Below are 16,789 nucleotides of genomic sequence, written 5' to 3'. Positions count from 1 at the left end.
GCGGGTTGGCCTGAACGGGGCTAAAACGGGTAAAAAAAGCAACCAACGCCTTCCCATTGAGACGCCGTTTTCTTCGGACCGTTGGATGGCGCACGGCTTACTTTTCCCTCACAATAATGCCTAAATCCCCACTGCTATTGCTGGCTTTTCTGGCTGGAATAAGCCAGCTTTTTGCGCAGTCTCCAGCGAGTGCTCCGGCGCAACCAATACCGGCTAAACTTCACCTGTATTTGCTGGCCGGTCAGTCGAACATGGCTGGGCGGGGTGCGCCAGCCGAAACGGATAAACAGCCCAATCCCCACATCCTGATGCTGAACCAGGCCAACCAATGGGTAGTGGCCACCGAGCCACTCCATTTTGATAAGCCCAGTGTGGTTGGGGTTGGGCCGGGGCTGGCCTTTGCCCGCGCCATGCTTGCCGCCGATACTACGGCCTATATTGGCCTGATCCCGGTTGCGGTTGGCGGATCGGCGATCGACAGCTGGCAGCCCGGCGGCTATCATGATCAAACCAAAAGCTACCCGTACGATGATGCGCTCCGGCGGGCCAAAATAGCCCTGCCAAGCGGTACGTTGCGGGGCATTCTCTGGCATCAGGGCGAAAGTGACAGCAAACCTGAACTCGTGGCTGGCTATGACCAAAAGCTGATTACGCTCATCAATCGGTTCCGTCAGGAACTTGCCGCCCCCAACGTACCGGTTGTGGTGGGTACGTTAGGGGATTTTTACGTGCGGCAAAATCCCGCAGCCGCGCAGATCAACGCGCAGCTCCGTAACCTGCCCACCCGTCTACCGGTTGTCGCCTGCATCGAAGCCACCGGCCTGACCGATAAAGGCGATCAAACGCATTTCGACACCCCCTCGGCCCGCGAGTTGGGACGGCGCTATGCGGAGGCGATGCGCAAACTTCAGGCAAAAAAATAAGCCTTCACGCCCTGTTTCATTCCCCCAAAACGGGCGTTGAGACAGCTAATGAAGGCTTACTTACGGAAGCACTTTTAGAAACGGATCATCGGCCGCTTCCTGACTTGTCGGCCTGATTGGCGACGGCGCCTGGTTTGGGGTTTTTAACGTAGGTATCCAGCCAGGTGTTCATTTCGGCGAGCATGTGCAACAGCGATTCTTTGGCCGTGTAGCCGTGGCTTTCGTAGGGCAGCAGCACGAATTTGGTCGTTACCCCAAAACTCTTCAACGCGTTGTAATACCGCTCCGACTGAATCGGGAACGTACCGGTGTTGTTATCAGCCTCGCCGTGCACGAGCAGGATAGGCGTCTTCACCTTGTCGGCATTCATAAACGGCGACATCTTGTTGTAGACATCGGGGGCCTGCCAGTAGGTACGTTGCTCGTTCTGGAAACCGAAGGGCGTCAGCGTGCGGTTGTAGGCCCCACTGCGCGCAATCCCCGCCCGGAATAATTTGCTGTACGTCAGCAGGTTAGCCGTCATAAACGCGCCATATGAGTGGCCACCCACGCCCACGCGGGTCGAGTCGACCACGCCCAGCCGAACACCCTCATCGATGGCGGCTTTGGCACTGCTCACCAGTTGCTCCACGTAGGTGTCGTTGGGTTCCTTATCGCCTTCGCCCACGATCGGGATACTGGCGTTGTCGAGAATGGCGTAGCCCATCGTCACGAACGCGGCCGCGCCCCAGTAGCTGATGCGGTTAAACTGGTAAGGCGAACCCGACACCTGCCCGGCAGCATCTTTGCTTTTGAATTCGGCCGGATACGCCCACAAAAACGTCGGCAGCGGCCCTTGCTCTTTCTTGTAACCTACGGGCAGGTAGAGCGTCGCCGTCAGGTCGACACCGTCGGCACGCTTATAGCGAAGTTGCTGTTTCTGAACGCCTTTAAGTTGCGGATATGGGTGCGCAAACTGAGTCACCTGCACTGGCGCAATACGCGCTTTGAGGTTACGCACGAAGTAATTCGGGTTCTCGTCGGGTGTTTCGCGCGTGGTCAGGATTACCTGCTTGGCGGCATCAAGAATGGCAACGGGGCGCTCGAAATACGGGGCCTGCGACCGCCACAGTTCACGCGTTTGCTTGGTGTTTAGGTTGAGCAGGCTCACAAACGGCCGGTCGCCTTCGGGCGAGGCACCCTGCCCGTTCACCATCATAATCTCCCCATTTGGCAGCAGGTTTAGCACGTTGCGGCCATACTGGTTGTGCCGGGTATCGGGCTGACCAGGGTTGCCGTATCGATCTTCGTACGACCGGTCGAACAGCACCACCGTCTGCCACGTTTTGGGATTCACCGTTTTGGTAAGGGCTTTACGGGTCTGCCACCACTGCTCGGTTGCCAGCGCCATCGTTTCGTTCCCCCACTCGAAGCCTTCGAAGCGGTACTGCGCCGCGTAGATTTCTTTGGGCTGACCAGCGAAAGGCGCATCCAGCAGGAACACCTTATCGCGCACATCAGCTTTCACTTTCGGGTCGCCGTTGTCCTGCGCTACCGTGTAATAGACCGAAGCCGGGGCATCGGCCCGCCAGTTGAAATCGCGCGGACCGGCCGGCGCGCCATCGGGGCTATAGGGCACGCTCTCATGCAAGGGGCCGTCGTTGATGGTTTTCACCAACGTACCTGAAGTGGCGTAAATGTCGGTGCGCAGCGGGAACCGATACACCGGCACCAAATACGAGAACGGCGTATGCACCGTTTCGATCATCACGTAGTTGCCATCTGGCGACGGATCGGCCGAGGCGATGATACCGGGTTGCCCGATGGGTGTGCTTTGTCCATCCAATGCTACCCGCATTACCTGTGCGGTGGTGTAGTACGAAAACTGGCGTTCGTCGGAAGCACTCTTCAACAAATCCTGGTACGTGGGCGCCTGCCCCCGTTTGCCCCCAATGTTGGCCTGAATGGTCGGACCTGCGGGAACGCGGCTAACCTCGGGCGCCGCACCCCGACCGGCCGGAATTGCTTTCACGATCAGGCTCTTACTGTCTGACAACCACCGAAACGGGCTACCCATGGTGGCGTTCAGCGCGACGTTACCCACTTTGGTGGCTGCCGCCGTTGCCACGTCGACTACGTACAGCTCAATCCGGCTATCGGTCGAGTTGGCAAAGGCGATCTTGGTTTCGTCGGGCGACCATTGCGTGTAGCTGATCAGCGGTTGGGCGGGCAGGCCCGTTACGGCTACTTCGGTTTGCGCCGTCAGCTTTTTCAGCTTCAGGCCCGTTACGTAGCGCATCCGGCTCGGGCCATTGTTGGCGGGGTTGAGCCGCAGACCTGCCAGTTTCAGTTCGGGTTGCGCCAGTTCGGCAATGCCGGGTGCTGAAGCCTGTTCCAGAATCAGCATCATACTACCCTTGTCTGACACACTGACCGAAGGCGTAAGCGGCACGGTGACGAGATCGGCCAGCGCTTTGGGTGGTGTCTGGTACGTGGGGGCATCCTGCGCTACGCCGGTTAAGTGGCCAAACAGAAAGCAGGAGACGAGGGCGAGCGGAACCACGCGCATCGAGCGATTCAGCAAACGGTCAGGTTGCATAAACATAGAGTTGATGTACCCGAAAAATACGCTAAAAATGAACGTCCTGGCGCCCGGTTCGCGCTAAAACGTAGCTGGCTAAGCCAAAACAGGTCAGTCTCGATACCCCCAGGCAACGTACCTGACCGCCAGCTAGCTACGAAGTTGTATGAATTTCCAGTTCCAGCAACGCATAACTCAGGCTTTTGCCGTGGGTGTCCATCGCCAGTGACGTAGTAACCCCGCCCAGCAGCGCCTGCTGACAGACAAACGTAAGCGCGGGCAGATTCGGCAATTCGTAGCGGATCACATCGCCTGCTACAATGGCCTGCAAATGCTGTTTGACGGCCTCGGCAGTCACCTGCTCGCGCAGAAGCGGGTAGTCTTCGGCACGGTACGGAATCAGCGAGAGCGTCAGGGTGTTGCCCTTGTCACCCGCCCGGCTGTGAGCCAGTTCATAGAGTTTTGTTTTCATACCGTTAGCAAGGTGACCGTCGGTGTAACCCGATGACGTGGCAAGAGCATCGAAACGATCCCCACCACTTCGTGCACGTACTTTCGGGCTCCACCGCCGCCAGCGGGGCCGTTGGTATACAGCGCCTCGACCTCCTCGCCGACCAACGCTGCCTCAGCGGCCGTACTTGCCTTGCCCGCTACACGCAAGCGGATTTCGTAGGGCTCGGGAGCCTGACCAAAGTTCGTGCGATGGACCGAGGTACTGCCGATGTAATCGACGCGTAGGTCGCCAAACCGATCCTGCAGGCGCGCCTGCACCAGGCGGCCGGCCAGTTCGGCGCGGGCCAGTGCGTTGGCGCCAGCGTAAGCAATTTCGCCTTCCCCAACGTACCCGGCATCATAGCCCACGCTGACTTTCAGCGTGTCGGGTCTTGCTTCGCCCTGTCCACCGATAGCCCGTACCTGATTGATGCCTGCCTGTTCGAGACGTACCTGCGTGAAATCGGCGATCACGTCGGGGGTCATGTAGCGGCGGGGGTCCATCACTTCATAAAGCAGTTGCTCGCTGGCGGTGGCGGTGGTGAGCAGGCCACCCGTTCCGGCCACCTTGCCAAACGTAGCCGTACCGTCGGCCTGCACATCCGCAAACGGGTGGCCCAGGTGCGCCAGATCCGGTACGTCTTTGCGCCCGGGGTCGGCGAAGTAGCCACCCGTCAGTTGACCGGCACATTCGAGCAAATGCCCGATCACGGTTGCCTGCCCCATCAGCCGGGAGTCGTCCAGCGACCAGCCAAACGCGTGGGCCAGTGGGGCGACGAACAACGACGGATCGGCTACGCGGCCCGTAATGATGACGTGTGCTCCGGTAGCCAGCGCGGGCAGGATAGCGTCGCTGCCCAGGTAGGCGTTCGCAGACAGCAACGTACCTGACTGGCGTAGCGGGAGGCCCGTTTCCAGGCTCGGTTCATCGCCCGTTAACTGATGCAGCACATCGTCACCCTGCACCACCGCCACCGTTACGGAGCGATTCAAACGCCGGGCTATCTCGCCGATCCTCTCGCCCGCCGCCAGCGGATTGGCCGCCCCCATGTTGGTAATCAACCGAACGTTTTTGTCCAGCAGCAGCGGGAGCAGGCTTTCGATCCGGCGTTCCAGCAGCGGATCATACCCCAGCGCCGGATTTTGCCGTTTGCGTTTCTGGGCAAGGGCAATCGTCCGTTCGGCGAGGCATTCCAGCACCAGATAATCCAGCCCGCCCTGCTCAACCAGCACGACCGCCGGGTCGAGCCGGTCACCAGAGAAGCCGGCCCCGCAGCCAATGCGAACCGTTGTTTTCATAGGTGAATGGAACCCGTTAAGAGCGCAACCAAGGTCATAACCAGCGTTGCACCAAAAGCCCATTTCAGGGTAAATTTCTGATGATCACCCAGATCGACCTCGGCCAACCCAACCAGCAAAAACGTCGACGCCGTTAGTGGGCTAACCGGGAACCCCACAGTCATCTGCCCTAGCAAAGCCGCCCGGCCAATTTCGAGCGGATCGATACCAAACTGAGTAGCCGTGCTGCTCAGAATCGGCACGACCCCGAAATAGTAGGCGTCGGGCGTAAAGAGCAAACTGGCGGGCATACTGGTGATGGCCGTGAGCGTGGGCAGCCAAGCGGCGTGCTGCTGGGGAATCAGCGACACCAGCGACGTAGCCATCGCCTCGATCATCTTGGAGCCGGTCAGGATTCCCGAGAAAACGCCCGCGGCGAATATCATGCTCGACACCATGAAAATGTTGTTGCCATGCCCCCGCAACACAGCCTGCTGATCGGCTAACCGGGGGTAGTTGAGCACCAGCGCCACGGCTGCCGCCACCACGAACAGCGCGGGAGTGGGCACCCACCCCTTCATCAGCGTAACGATCAGGCCAATGGTCAGAACGGCGTTGATCCAGAACAGTTTCGGGCGGCGCAAGGCCCGTTGGCTATCCGTCAGGTTGTCGTGGTGTACGTAGGTCAGCTCAGTCACGCCCAGCCGTTTGCGCTCCTTCAGACCAAACCAATAGGCAACAGCCAGCACCCAGCCGACACCCGCCAGCATGGCGGGTATATTCGGGTTGAACAACTGCGTGGCGTCGGTTTTCAGGGTCGATATCGCCCGCGCCGACGTACCTGACCAGGGCACCAGGTGCAATGGCCCAACGCTCAGCGCCACAATGCCCGGCAAGATGCGCTTGTTAATGTTCAGTTGCCGGTAAATGGGAACAAACGCCGATAGCACGATCATGAACGTCGCGGTACCGTCACCGTCGAGGTGTACGATCATCGTCAGCAGCGCCGTGCCCACAATCACTTTCAGCGGATCGCCCTTCACGTAGCGGATGATGCCCGCGATGATGGGGTCGAACAGGCCCGCGTCGAGCATGGTGGCGAAATACAGCACCGCAAACATCAGCAGAATGCCCGTGGGCGCTACCTGTTTGATCCCGGCCAGCATCATCTCACCCAACTCGTTCGGACCGAAACCCGCCAGCAGCCCCATCACCAGCGGCACCAGCACCAACGCCGTCACCACCGACAGCCGCTTAGTGATGATCAGCAATAGAAACAGCGCGATGGTCGCGAAGCCGAGCAGTGACAGCATGGGCAGCTCAATAGAACACCTTATTCAGGAAGGCGATCATCCGGTCGAGAGCTTCGGGCGCATCGTGCTGGAAGCTCGTTTTCAGATACGGATTTGAGCCCGAGTCCAGAAACGCATGCGGTCGGTCTTCGTACACCCAGTACTCGAGGTTGGTGTGTCCGGCTTCCTTCAGTTTACCGATAAACGCCTCGACCGACTTGGGCGTGGTCAGGTCGTCTTTTGAACCCACCGAAAAGAACAGCGGCGGCAGGTTACGCTCGCCCGCTTTGGGCACCACGTAGATCGGTGACACCTGCTTGTAGGGAGCCGGGTTGGCGGCGGGCGTGATGCCTTCTCCGAAGATACCCCGCGCTTTGGCTTTGCCCATCCCCCAGAAGATGTTGCTCTCCTTCTCAAAACCACCCAGCGCGCTGGCGTAGAGATCAAACGCCCCGTAGCTGATCAGCCCAGCCTGCACCGCCAGTCCGTTGGCGGCCGCCACCTGCTCGGCTGTTTTTCCGGCGGGCAGGTACGTTGGTCTGAAGCCCAGCGTATTTCCCGCAAAGCCATCCGACTCCAGGTTTTGCCCCTGCACCACCACCATCGTAGCCAGATGCCCGCCCGCGCTGTCGCCCGTCACGGTGATCTTACCCGCGTCGCCTTTGTACTTAGCAATGTTGTCTTTCACCCATAGTACCGCGCCAAAGGCATCCTCCACGATCTGGTTCATCGTCACGGTGTTGCCCTGATCGCCCAGCAGCCGGTAATTGACGTTACAGACGACGTACTCCGACTTATTGGCCAGGTATGTTGCCATCTCGTTCATGATGCTTTTGGTGTTGATGAGCCAGCCGCCGCCGTGGAAAATCACCACGACCGGGTAGCTCTTCTTGCCCGTGTTGGGCGTGTAAATATCCATCGTCAGGTCAAACCCCTTCGGTGATGCCCAGACAACGTCGCTCACTTTGGTAAAGCGATCGGCGGCGGGGGTTGACGGCGTTGCAGGACCCGGTGACACGTTCGTTGTGAACGCAGCCAGCACCATAGCCAGGAAGATAATCGCGACTTTCATCGGTAATTGGGGGAGAACAACCCTACATCGACTTGCCGGTGGCAACTTCGAGCAGTTCTTTGTCGGGGTGATTTTTGATCTGGCTTACGTTGTCAAACAGCATGGTCGCGCCGGTCTGGGCGGTGTAGGCGGGCCAGTTGGGTAAGCCTTTGTGGTTGGGGTTGCCGGTGCGGGCGAAGGCAATCCAGGCGCGGCTCATCTTGTCGGCCAGCGCGTAGGCCTCTTTGCCGCCCCCCGTCATCTCTTCGCAACGGCTGATGTTGTCAAACACGAACGGCAGTTCCATGCAGTGCATCGACTTATAAATACCATCGTTCACGGGCGAATTCCAGGTGAACAGGTACACATAGACCGGCGCCGCACCCGCTACGGCTTTCTGGTTAGCCTGCTGCACAGCCCCCGCCCGGAAATTGATGTCGATATTTACGTAGTCGGAGGGTTGGGTGGCTTCAGGATACGCTTTTTTGGCGGCGGTCAGGTAGGCATCGGTTTTGGTGCCGAAGCGTTTTTGCAGGTTGGCTTTGGCCGCGTCCATGTCGGCTACGCGGTTGGTCGGGTTGAAGGGGCCAAATTCGGTTTTGGTCGACCCCACCAGCAGCGGCACATTTTTGGCCAGTTCCATCGCGGCGGGTTCCGACGGCTGATAGGGCAGGAACGTCCCGTCGAGGGTTGGCCCCCAGCCCACGCCGAACGCCGGGCGGTTTTCGGCTTTCAACGACTCGTTCACCTTCCGAAGTGCCCGTTTACTAGCGGCACTCAGGCGTTCATACGAGAATTTTTGCAGCGAATCGACCTGGTTGGGTTGCAGGTTCAGTTCGGCCAGCATGGCGGCACCCACTTTCTGCGACAGCTCTTTTTCGGTGAAGCTGTTCACGTAGCTCCCACTCTGCACGATGGCCTTGTGAAACAGCCCTTTGGCCGACGGCGCGTTCATCAGGCTGGTCACTTTGCCACCCCCACCCGACTGCCCGAAGATGGTCACGTTGCCCGGATCGCCGCCAAACTGACTGATGTTGGCCTTCACCCATTGCAGGGCCGCCACCAGATCGAGCAGCCCGGCGTTAGCCGAGCTTTTGTACTTCTCGCCGTAGGCCGACAGGTCCAGAAAGCCGAGCAGGTTGAGCCGGTGGTTGACCGTCACGACCACCACGTCGCCTTTGCGGGTCATGTTTTCGCCGTCGTAGGACGGCAGCTCCACCGACGAACCGGCCGAGAAACCACCACCGTGCAGCCACACCAGTACGGGGCGGCCTCCCGCGGGGCTCTTTTGGGCAGCGGTAGCCTGCGGTGTCCAGACGTTGAGGCTGAGGCAATTTTCGTTCATGTAGCCCCAATCATGATGAAACGGGAATTCGATTTCATCATACACGGAGGTCGTGGGGTCGATGGGGCAAACGGGGCCGTAGGTCATCGACGAACGTACCCCCGACCACGAATCGGGTTTGGTGGGGGCCATAAACCGCTCGGCCTTGGCGTAGGGAATGCCTTTGAAGGTGTAGATGCCATTGTGGACGTACCCACGCACCTTGCCCGATTCGGTCGGCACAACGGCGATGTCTTTACCAGCCACGATCGGCGCGGCCATTTCTTTTTTGGGCTGGCCTACTGCCAGCAGGGGCAGCGCAAGCGCCGCTAACGCGACAAGAAAAGAGTGAGTTTTCATTCGAAATACGGAAAATTAGTCATGAAACGAATTACACGCAGTCAGTTGATAGCCAGAATCTTACTAAAAAAAAGTACCTGATACGGCAGAGCATTGCCCCAGTACTCCCAGGTATGAGCGCCGGGCCGCTCGGTATAGTCGTGGGGCGTCTGGTTGGCCATCAATTGCTGATGCAGGTCCCGGTTGCCGTTGATAAGGAAATCATCTACGCCAATGTCGAGAATGAGCGGCAGGCCGTTGGCCTTGAGCTTGTCGGCCAGCGTCACCATCGTGTAGCCGGGGTATGGCGCGTCGCCCGTAGCTGGTGGGCCCAGTAGTTTGACAAAATTATCGGCCCGCGATTTGGCGAAGTCGGCGGGGACCTTCCAGGTGGCCGTGTTGATGTTCATCACCCCGCTCATGCTCCCGGCGGCGGCATACAGGTCGGGGTGGCGGCTCGAAATGAACAGGGCACCGTGGCCGCCCATGCTCAGCCCCGCAATCACGCGCCCTTTCTTCTCGCGAATGGTGCGGTAGGTCGCGTCAATTTTCTGAATCAGTTCGCTCGAAATGAACGTCTCGAACTGGCTCGCTGGCACCAGCGGGCTGTCAAAGTAGTAGCTGGTGGGGTCACCGTCGGGCGTTACAATGATCAGGTTATACTGGTCGGCCAGGCGGTGGAGCAGCGTTTTGTCGGGCGTTTTGGTAAGCCAGTCGCGGAAGCTGCCACTCCCGCCATGAAGCAGGTACAGCACCGGGAAGGCGCGGGCATCGCGTTTTTTTGCCTTCACGTACTGCTCCGGCAATACCACCGCCGCCCGCAACGTACGGTTCATCCGGGCGCTGGGTACGTCGATGGTATCGACCTTGGCGCAGATGCCCAAAAGAGGTAACGCAAAGAGACAGAGCGCAGCGAATAACTTCTTTTTCATGGTATGATCAGGCACGGCGTACCGAGGGTTGATAAACCCTACAGTAATCCTATTTTTAGGCGTTTCATGAAGGGAGGGCACGATCAGGACGTTGCGGGACGTAGGTTTGAGCTGTAGACAAGCAAACCAAAGCGGTAGTAGCTAGCTTTACGTCAAAAGTACGTAAAGCGCTTAATTGTCCTACCAGTTCGTCATTCTTGTTGTAAAATTTTATGAATGCGTATAACCATCCGGCTATTCAGTATTACCAGGACGTCTCGGAACAGTGCATCCATTACCTATCCATCGACGGGGTCATTTTTGGCTTTCACGAGAATCAGTTGAAGGTGCTGTTGCTCCGCTGGAAAGGCACTACCGAATGGAGCCTGCCGGGTGGCTTTATCCGCAAAACTGAGTCGGTGGATGTGGCGGCGCAGCGGGTGGTGCGCGAGCGAACGGGCCTCGACGAACTGTATTTACAGCAATTCCATGTGTTTGGCGAGGCCGAGCGGTATGATCAGGCCGATACCTGGGCGCGTACCAAACTGCCCATACAGCAGGTCAACTGGTCGGAACGAACCATTTCGATCGGGTATTACGCGCTGGTCGAGTACTCGAAAGTGGTCCCTACGCCCGACTTCCTGACGGAGGAATGCTGCTGGTGGAACGTCGACGACATCCCGCCGCTGCTCTTCGACCATAATCATATTGTGGCGGTAGCGTTGTCGTCGTTGCGCAGGCAGTTCGCCGATCAGCCGATCAGCCATTTGCTTCCCTCCGCTTTTACGGTTCCCGAGTTGCAGCGCCTGCACGAAACCATTCTGGGACAACCGCTGGATGCGCGCAATTTCTACAAGAAACTGATGGCCTCAGGTACGTTGGAACGCCTGTCGGAGCGGCGGGCCGGCACGCCTCACAAAGCCCCGTATCTGTACCGCTTCAAACCGACTGACATCTAAGTAACCAGCGAATGCCTAAGGTGGGGCTTTATCCTTGTTTTACCAAAACGGGGGTGCTCCATTGCGATTTGATAAAATTCACTTCGCAATAGTTATAGTTTGCTAACATGTGGGTAACAAGGGGATAATACAGGGAGACTCTCTTTGCAGCAGGAAATTTCACAACCTACAGTATGAACAAACGTCTTCTTTTAAGCCTCTTTTGGGTATTGCTGATCGGTCTGTTTACCGAGCGCGCGCTTGCCCAAACCACACAGGCGTCCATTTCGGGTATCATCACCGACAACAAACGGGCTCCCCTACCGGGTGCCACGATTCAGGTCCGTAACGAATCGACCGGCTTTACAACCGGGACCGTCACCAATGCGCAGGGCGAATACCTACTAAAAGAACTGCCGCTGGGTGGCCCCTATACGGTTAAGATTACGTTCGTTGGCTACGGCGATCAGATCCGGTCGGGCTACACGGTCAACCAGGGCGACGCCATCAAAATCAACCTGCCGATGCAGGAGACCGGCCAAGATCTGGAGGTGGTGTCGGTAGTAGCTTCAGGGCTCAAAAACAAAACCGACAACTTCGGCGCGGCCACGGCCATCAACGCCAAAACGCTGGTAACGCTGCCTGTCAACGGCCGGAATTTCACCCAGTTGGTGAACCTCTCGCCCCTGAGCGCCAGCAACGGTACGCTCTCGGGACAGCTGGGCTCATCGACCAACTTCACCATTGACGGCATGACGGCCAAAAACCCCACCTCGGCGGGGTCGACCACCAGCCGCAGCGGCGCGCCTTACTCGATTTCCATCGAAGCCGTGCGGGAGTTTAAGGTGATTACCAACCAGTATGACGTAGTGTATGGCCGGGCCGGGGGCGGTATCGTGAGCGCCGTGACCAAGGCAGGTACCAACCAGCTGTCGGGTAGCGTATTCAACTACACCCGCGCCAACTGGCTGTCGAGCAAATACGACATCCGGGGTAACCTGCGGAACGTCCCGTTCTCGACCAACCAGTTTGGTTTCTCGCTGGGTGGACCCATCATCAAAGACAAGCTACATTATTACATGGTCTGGGATCATCAGCAGGATTCGCGCCCGCTGATCATTGCCGACGTGCAGACGCCGCTTGATGAAAGCCGCTTCAACGTGACCCGCAGCACGCTCGACCGCTTTGTCGACATTGCCCGCTCGAAATACGGCGTGGCCAATTCACAACAGTACGGTACGTTTCCCCGGAACCGTGGAACGGATGCCGGCTTTTTACGGCTCGACTGGCAGATTAACCGCAACAACCTGCTGACCATCCGCGACAATTATACCAACGACCGCAACAAGCAGGGCCTGGCCGACAACACCGCGATCAACCTCTACGAATCGTACGGGAATGATTACAACGTGGATAACAGCCTGCTGGCTACGCTCCGCACGACGATTACGCCGCAGATTACCAACGAGTTAAAGCTGCAACACCTGTATACCTACCAGAAAAGCAGCCCCGGCGACCAACTCCCGGAAGCCAACATTCCCCGCAACATCGTGGAGAACGTAACCTCGACGGTTGACGGGCGCACACTGTCGACGAATATCCAGACGGGCGGCCACCGCTTTGCGCAGGAAGGCTTCACCAACAACGTGCTGCAACTGGTCGATAACTTCTACTACAACACCGACAAGGTGCAGTATACGTTTGGCCTCGACCTGATGTACACCAATGCCAAGTCGCTGTATGGCAGCGAGGTAAACGGCCGGTTCCACTACAACGCAACGACCAACCCGACGGTGTCGGCCCTCGACAACTTCAACAACCTGCAACCGTACCGCTACTACCGCGAGGTGCCGCTGGTGTCTGACCCGACGGTGATAGGCAACACGCTCAACGCGGGTCTGTATGGTCAGTTGACAACACAGTTGGCTACGGGCCTGGAACTGACCGCCGGGCTGCGCTTCGATTACGCCCATTACCCCAAAGCCCAGTTTAACCAGGTAGTATTCGACGACCTGGGCCTGCGCACCGACAACCCCATCAAGTCGTTCATTGCCCAGCCGCGCCTGCAGATCAACTGGGACGTAAACGGCGAACACCGCAACTTTATCCGGTTCGGGGCCGGGGTGTTCGCGTCGGACATCAACAACTACATGCTGATCAACAACCTCACCTTCGATGGCAAGCACTACGCCACCGTTGACGTGCGGGCTCCGAACGTACCCACGCCCGACTTCGCGGCCTACCGGAGCAATTACGCAAACATTCCGACGCTCGCGGCGTTCCAGGTGCCGACGATCAACATGACGGGCCCGGATGCCAAAGTGCCGGTGCTTTATAAGGCGAACATTTCCTACTCGCGCTTCCTGACCGACAAACTGAAGGTGGGCATCGCGGGCTACATGTCGCTGGGTCGCAACAACTACATGTATGTTGACCGCAACATGGTGGCTGATCCGTTCTTCCGGCTGCCCAACGAAGATAACCGGGGCGTTTATGTCCCCCTCGACAAAATGCCTACCAGTGGTGTCGGTGACTGGCAGCAGGGTCGCATCAGCAATCGGCTGGGCCGCGTGCTGGAGTTGAACAGCGAAGGCCGCGTGAACCAGTATGCCGTCGTAGCTGATGCCACCTGGCAGTACTTCCGCGACGGCGAGATCACGGCCAGCTATACCTGGAACGACACCCGCGACAACGTCTCGTACAACGGGAACGTCGCCAACACGGCCACGCTGTCGCTGCCCGTGAAGGACGACCCGCGCAACCTGAGCCAGATGACCTACTCCGATAATCACTTCCGCAGCAAGGTTGTGTTCTACGGTACGTTGCCGTCGGTATGGGGCATCACACTCGGGGTACGTTACTCGGGCATCGGTGGCACGCGCTACTCGCTGCTGTCGGGGGCCAACACCAATGCCGACTTTGTGGCGACCAACGATCTGGCTTTTGTCTTTGACCGGAACGGCGAGAACGTACCGGCCAACGTCAAAGCGGGGTTGCAGGCCCTGCTCGACAATCCCGACGCCAGCCCCAGCCTGAAGAACTATATCAACGCCTACTCAGGCCGCATTGCCGAGCGAAATGGGGGTATCAATGATTTTTACGGCGTATTCGACATCCGGCTGCTGAAGCGGTTCCGCCTGGGCCGCACCCGCGCCATCGAAGTGTCGGGCGACATCTTCAACTTCGCCAACTTCCTCAACCGCAACTGGGGTGTCAACCGGTCGCTGGGCTCGCAGGCCCTGTACGCGCTGGGTATTCCGGCAGCCAACGGAGCCGCTGCCGTTCCGGGTTTCAGCCAGTCTACCCGCAGCTTCAATTACCGGGTGAATAACACCGGAGCCGTAACACCTTCCGGCGACCCGTTCCAGGTGCAGATCGGTTTGCGGTATAGTTTTTAAATTGGTAGTCATTTGCCTTCGGCGTCATTTGTGGTTATTAGTTGTAAAGGCAATAAATGGCAACTAATGACCACAAATGACGCCGAAGGCAAATGGCCATTAATGACTATAAATCCCAACTATCAAACCCTATGAAAACACTCATCATAAGCCTGTTGCTACTGGGTACGCAGCCGCTGCTGGCCCAAACCAAACTTGATCGGCAGGGGCACCGGGGCACGCGGGGGCTGATGCCCGAAAACACCATTCCGGCGATGAAAAAAGCGCTCGATCTGGGCGTGCAGACCCTGGAACTGGATGTGGTCAGTTCTAAAGACAAACAGGTGGTTGTCTCGCACGACCCCTATATGGCCGCCGATATTACGCTGAAACCCGATGGTACGCCCGTAACGGCCGCCGAGCAGAAGCAGATCAACCTGTACCAGCTTACCTACGCGCAGATCAAGTCGTACGACGTGGGCCGCAAACCCCATCCGCAGTTTGCTCAGCAGCAGAAAATGGCGGCCTACAAACCGTTGCTCGGCGAACTGATCGACTCGGTCGAGGCTTATGCCCGTCAGAAAGGCCTGCCGCTACCCAACTACAACATCGAGATCAAATCGAGCCCGGCCACCGACAACGTCTACCACCCCACTCCGGCCGAGTTTGTGCCGATGGTGATGGAAATCTGCGAGCAGAAGCAACTGGGTCGCCGGTTCAACATCCAGTCGTTCGATGCCCGCCCGTTGCAACTGATTCATCAGCAGTACCCGACCGTCCGGCTCGCCTACCTCACGGGCAATGCCAAATCGGTCGATGAAAATCTGGCCGTGCTGGGTTTCAAGCCGCAGGTGTATAGCCCGTACTACAAAGGGGTCACCGCCGAAACGGTAAAAACCTGCCACGAGCAGGGCATGACCATCATTCCGTGGACGGTCAACACCAAAGCCGAAATTGACAGCCTGGTGCAATTGGGCGTCGATGGCATCATCACCGACTACCCCAACCTGTTTTAACAACAACGTACCCAGCAAAAAGCCCGGCCAGTATTGGCCGGGCTTTTTGCTGGGTACGTTGCCTGCGGAGACGGCATCTCTTTTGTCTTCAATTCAGAAAGCAGCTCTACATTACCGGAAGGCGTTGCGAAGCTGGGTAGCGGCCAAGGCCTGCGCCTGCTGGGCTTCGGGGACGATGGCATACATACCGAAGAATTCGTGCGTCACGCCGGTATATAGCTGGTACGTAACCGGCACGCCCTGCGCCTGAAGCCTGTCGCGCAGTTGCATCCCCTCCGTTTGCAGCGGATCGATTTCGGCACCGATGATCGTCGTGGGCGGCAGACCCTGTAGGTTGGCGACGTCGACCAGCGAGATGAGCGGGCTATCGCCATCGGCCGGCGAGTTAAAGTAATTGTTCGTGAAATACTGAACCAGTGGCCGGTTGAGCGGCTTCGCGTTGGCATACCGGTTATACGACTCGGTGAACAGATCGTTGTTGGCCACCGGGAAAACCGACAGGATATGCAACGGCCGCGCCAGCCCCGAATCACGGGCCATCATGCTGACGGTAACGGCCATGTTGCCCCCGGCACTTTCGCCCGCCACAGCCACCTTATCGGGATTACCGCCAATGGCAGCGGCGTTGTTTTTCACCCATTTGTAAGCGGCAAACGCATCGCGGTGGGCCGTCGGGAATTTGTGTTCGGGCGCCAGCCGGTAATCGACCGACACCACAACAGCGCCCACCTCTTCGGCCAGGGCCAGCGTCGAGTATTCATACACCTCTGGGCTCGCAATCACCCAACCGCCACCGTGGTAATACACAATCACCGGCAGCGGCCCCGTGGCGTTACGTGGCGTGTAGATTACCGCCCGGATAGCCGCCCCGTCGGCACCCGTGATCGTGCGCTCGCTGATGGTCACGTTGGCCGTCGGGCGGGGAATATTGTTTTTATCGAGCAGGGAGTTGACAGCATCTTTGAACGAAGGCTGTTGGCGCGCCTGCTGCGGTGGCAGTGATTCGAGCGGCGTTGGTGCCAATCGGCCCAGTTCTTCAATAACCGCCAGCATCTGCGGCGTGATCGTTGGCCCCCAGTCGGGCTTGGGGCTGTTGGATTGAATTCCCTGCCCGGGCAGGGGATCGCGGTGATCCTCGCAGCTACTCAGTAACCCGGCCAGCAGGGCTGTTAGCATGACCCAGGCGGGCAAGAAGCGGGTAGCTGGCGATGGGCTGAATCGCGCTGCCAGGCGGGTAACAAACTTTTTCATATACGTTGATTATTGGCTTTTAGGGGTAAAAGTCAAT

12 protein-coding genes are annotated in these 16,789 nt (G+C 58.3%); 4 read left to right on the top strand and 8 right to left on the bottom strand.

Annotated features, from left to right (window positions below; all coding sequences use genetic code 11):
* Positions 1-116: 116 nt before the first annotated feature.
* Positions 117-923: a sialate O-acetylesterase gene (locus tag FAES_RS14445; protein ID WP_015331973.1), complete on the top strand. Its 807-nt coding sequence runs from the start codon at positions 117-119 to the stop codon at positions 921-923.
* A gap of 85 nt (positions 924-1,008) precedes the next feature.
* Here the strand turns inward: FAES_RS14445 and FAES_RS14440 are convergent, their stop codons facing one another.
* The 7 genes from FAES_RS14440 to FAES_RS14410 all read right to left on the bottom strand — a co-directional run bounded on the left by FAES_RS14440 (position 1,009) and on the right by FAES_RS14410 (position 10,191).
* Positions 1,009-3,507 (bottom strand): S9 family peptidase, encoded by a 2,499-nt coding sequence (locus FAES_RS14440; RefSeq protein ID WP_015331972.1) that lies wholly within the window; start codon positions 3,505-3,507, stop codon positions 1,009-1,011.
* A gap of 130 nt (positions 3,508-3,637) precedes the next feature.
* Positions 3,638-3,955, bottom strand: a complete 318-nt coding sequence (locus FAES_RS14435) for an AtuA-related protein (protein ID WP_015331971.1) — start codon at positions 3,953-3,955, stop codon at positions 3,638-3,640.
* Positions 3,952-5,274 carry an acyclic terpene utilization AtuA family protein gene (locus FAES_RS14430; RefSeq protein WP_015331970.1) on the bottom strand — a complete coding sequence of 441 codons (1,323 nt, stop codon included), beginning with the start codon at positions 5,272-5,274 and terminating at the stop codon, positions 3,952-3,954. Before FAES_RS14430 ends, FAES_RS14435 begins: the two co-directional genes overlap by 4 nt.
* The gene (locus FAES_RS14425) at positions 5,271-6,566 is read right to left on the bottom strand and encodes a CitMHS family transporter (protein ID WP_015331969.1); all 1,296 of its coding nucleotides are present in this window, start codon (positions 6,564-6,566) and stop codon (positions 5,271-5,273) included. The genes FAES_RS14430 and FAES_RS14425 overlap by 4 nt, the downstream gene beginning before the upstream one ends.
* Before the next feature lie 7 nt (positions 6,567-6,573).
* Complete coding sequence (locus FAES_RS14420; RefSeq protein WP_015331968.1) at positions 6,574-7,617, bottom strand: alpha/beta hydrolase; 1,044 nt, start codon at positions 7,615-7,617, stop codon at positions 6,574-6,576.
* 22 nt (positions 7,618-7,639) lie between these two features.
* Positions 7,640-9,280, bottom strand: coding sequence for a carboxylesterase/lipase family protein (locus FAES_RS14415; RefSeq protein WP_015331967.1), 1,641 nt, complete (start codon positions 9,278-9,280; stop codon positions 7,640-7,642).
* A 41-nt stretch (positions 9,281-9,321) separates the two neighbouring features.
* Positions 9,322-10,191 (bottom strand): alpha/beta hydrolase, encoded by an 870-nt coding sequence (locus FAES_RS14410; RefSeq protein ID WP_015331966.1) that lies wholly within the window; start codon positions 10,189-10,191, stop codon positions 9,322-9,324.
* Positions 10,192-10,403: 212 nt separating this feature from the next.
* Between FAES_RS14410 and FAES_RS14405 the strand changes: the two genes are divergently transcribed.
* From FAES_RS14405 to FAES_RS14395, 3 genes are all read left to right on the top strand, one after another.
* On the top strand, positions 10,404-11,129 hold the full coding sequence (locus tag FAES_RS14405) for an NUDIX hydrolase (protein ID WP_015331965.1): 726 nt from the start codon (positions 10,404-10,406) through the stop codon (positions 11,127-11,129).
* Positions 11,130-11,302: 173 nt separating this feature from the next.
* Entirely contained in the window at positions 11,303-14,506 is a 3,204-nt protein-coding gene (locus FAES_RS14400; protein ID WP_015331964.1) for a TonB-dependent receptor, read from the top strand.
* A gap of 131 nt (positions 14,507-14,637) precedes the next feature.
* Positions 14,638-15,501, top strand: coding sequence for a glycerophosphodiester phosphodiesterase family protein (locus FAES_RS14395; RefSeq protein ID WP_041257889.1), 864 nt, complete (start codon positions 14,638-14,640; stop codon positions 15,499-15,501).
* A gap of 111 nt (positions 15,502-15,612) precedes the next feature.
* Here the strand turns inward: FAES_RS14395 and FAES_RS14390 are convergent, their stop codons facing one another.
* Positions 15,613-16,752 (bottom strand): alpha/beta hydrolase, encoded by a 1,140-nt coding sequence (locus FAES_RS14390; protein WP_015331962.1) that lies wholly within the window; start codon positions 16,750-16,752, stop codon positions 15,613-15,615.
* Positions 16,753-16,789 lie beyond the last annotated feature (37 nt).

The organism is Fibrella aestuarina BUZ 2 (assembly GCF_000331105.1).
Taxonomy (GTDB): Bacteria; Bacteroidota; Bacteroidia; order Cytophagales; family Spirosomataceae; genus Fibrella; species Fibrella aestuarina.
This window is presented reverse-complemented; position numbering and strand designations above follow the sequence as displayed.

Excerpts from the sequence above, each read along its gene's own strand:
- FAES_RS14445 (WP_015331973.1), top strand. The coding sequence starts at position 117 with ATGCCTAAATCCCCACTGCTATTGCTGGCTTTTCTGGCTGGAATAAGC.
- FAES_RS14440 (WP_015331972.1), bottom strand. The coding sequence starts at position 3,507 with ATGTTTATGCAACCTGACCGTTTGCTGAATCGCTCGATGCGCGTGGTT.
- FAES_RS14435 (WP_015331971.1), bottom strand. The coding sequence starts at position 3,955 with ATGAAAACAAAACTCTATGAACTGGCTCACAGCCGGGCGGGTGACAAG.
- FAES_RS14430 (WP_015331970.1), bottom strand. The coding sequence starts at position 5,274 with ATGAAAACAACGGTTCGCATTGGCTGCGGGGCCGGCTTCTCTGGTGAC.
- FAES_RS14425 (WP_015331969.1), bottom strand. The coding sequence starts at position 6,566 with ATGCTGTCACTGCTCGGCTTCGCGACCATCGCGCTGTTTCTATTGCTG.
- FAES_RS14420 (WP_015331968.1), bottom strand. The coding sequence starts at position 7,617 with ATGAAAGTCGCGATTATCTTCCTGGCTATGGTGCTGGCTGCGTTCACA.
- FAES_RS14415 (WP_015331967.1), bottom strand. The coding sequence starts at position 9,280 with ATGAAAACTCACTCTTTTCTTGTCGCGTTAGCGGCGCTTGCGCTGCCC.
- FAES_RS14410 (WP_015331966.1), bottom strand. The coding sequence starts at position 10,191 with ATGAAAAAGAAGTTATTCGCTGCGCTCTGTCTCTTTGCGTTACCTCTT.
- FAES_RS14405 (WP_015331965.1), top strand. The coding sequence starts at position 10,404 with ATGAATGCGTATAACCATCCGGCTATTCAGTATTACCAGGACGTCTCG.
- FAES_RS14400 (WP_015331964.1), top strand. The coding sequence starts at position 11,303 with ATGAACAAACGTCTTCTTTTAAGCCTCTTTTGGGTATTGCTGATCGGT.
- FAES_RS14395 (WP_041257889.1), top strand. The coding sequence starts at position 14,638 with ATGAAAACACTCATCATAAGCCTGTTGCTACTGGGTACGCAGCCGCTG.
- FAES_RS14390 (WP_015331962.1), bottom strand. The coding sequence starts at position 16,752 with ATGAAAAAGTTTGTTACCCGCCTGGCAGCGCGATTCAGCCCATCGCCA.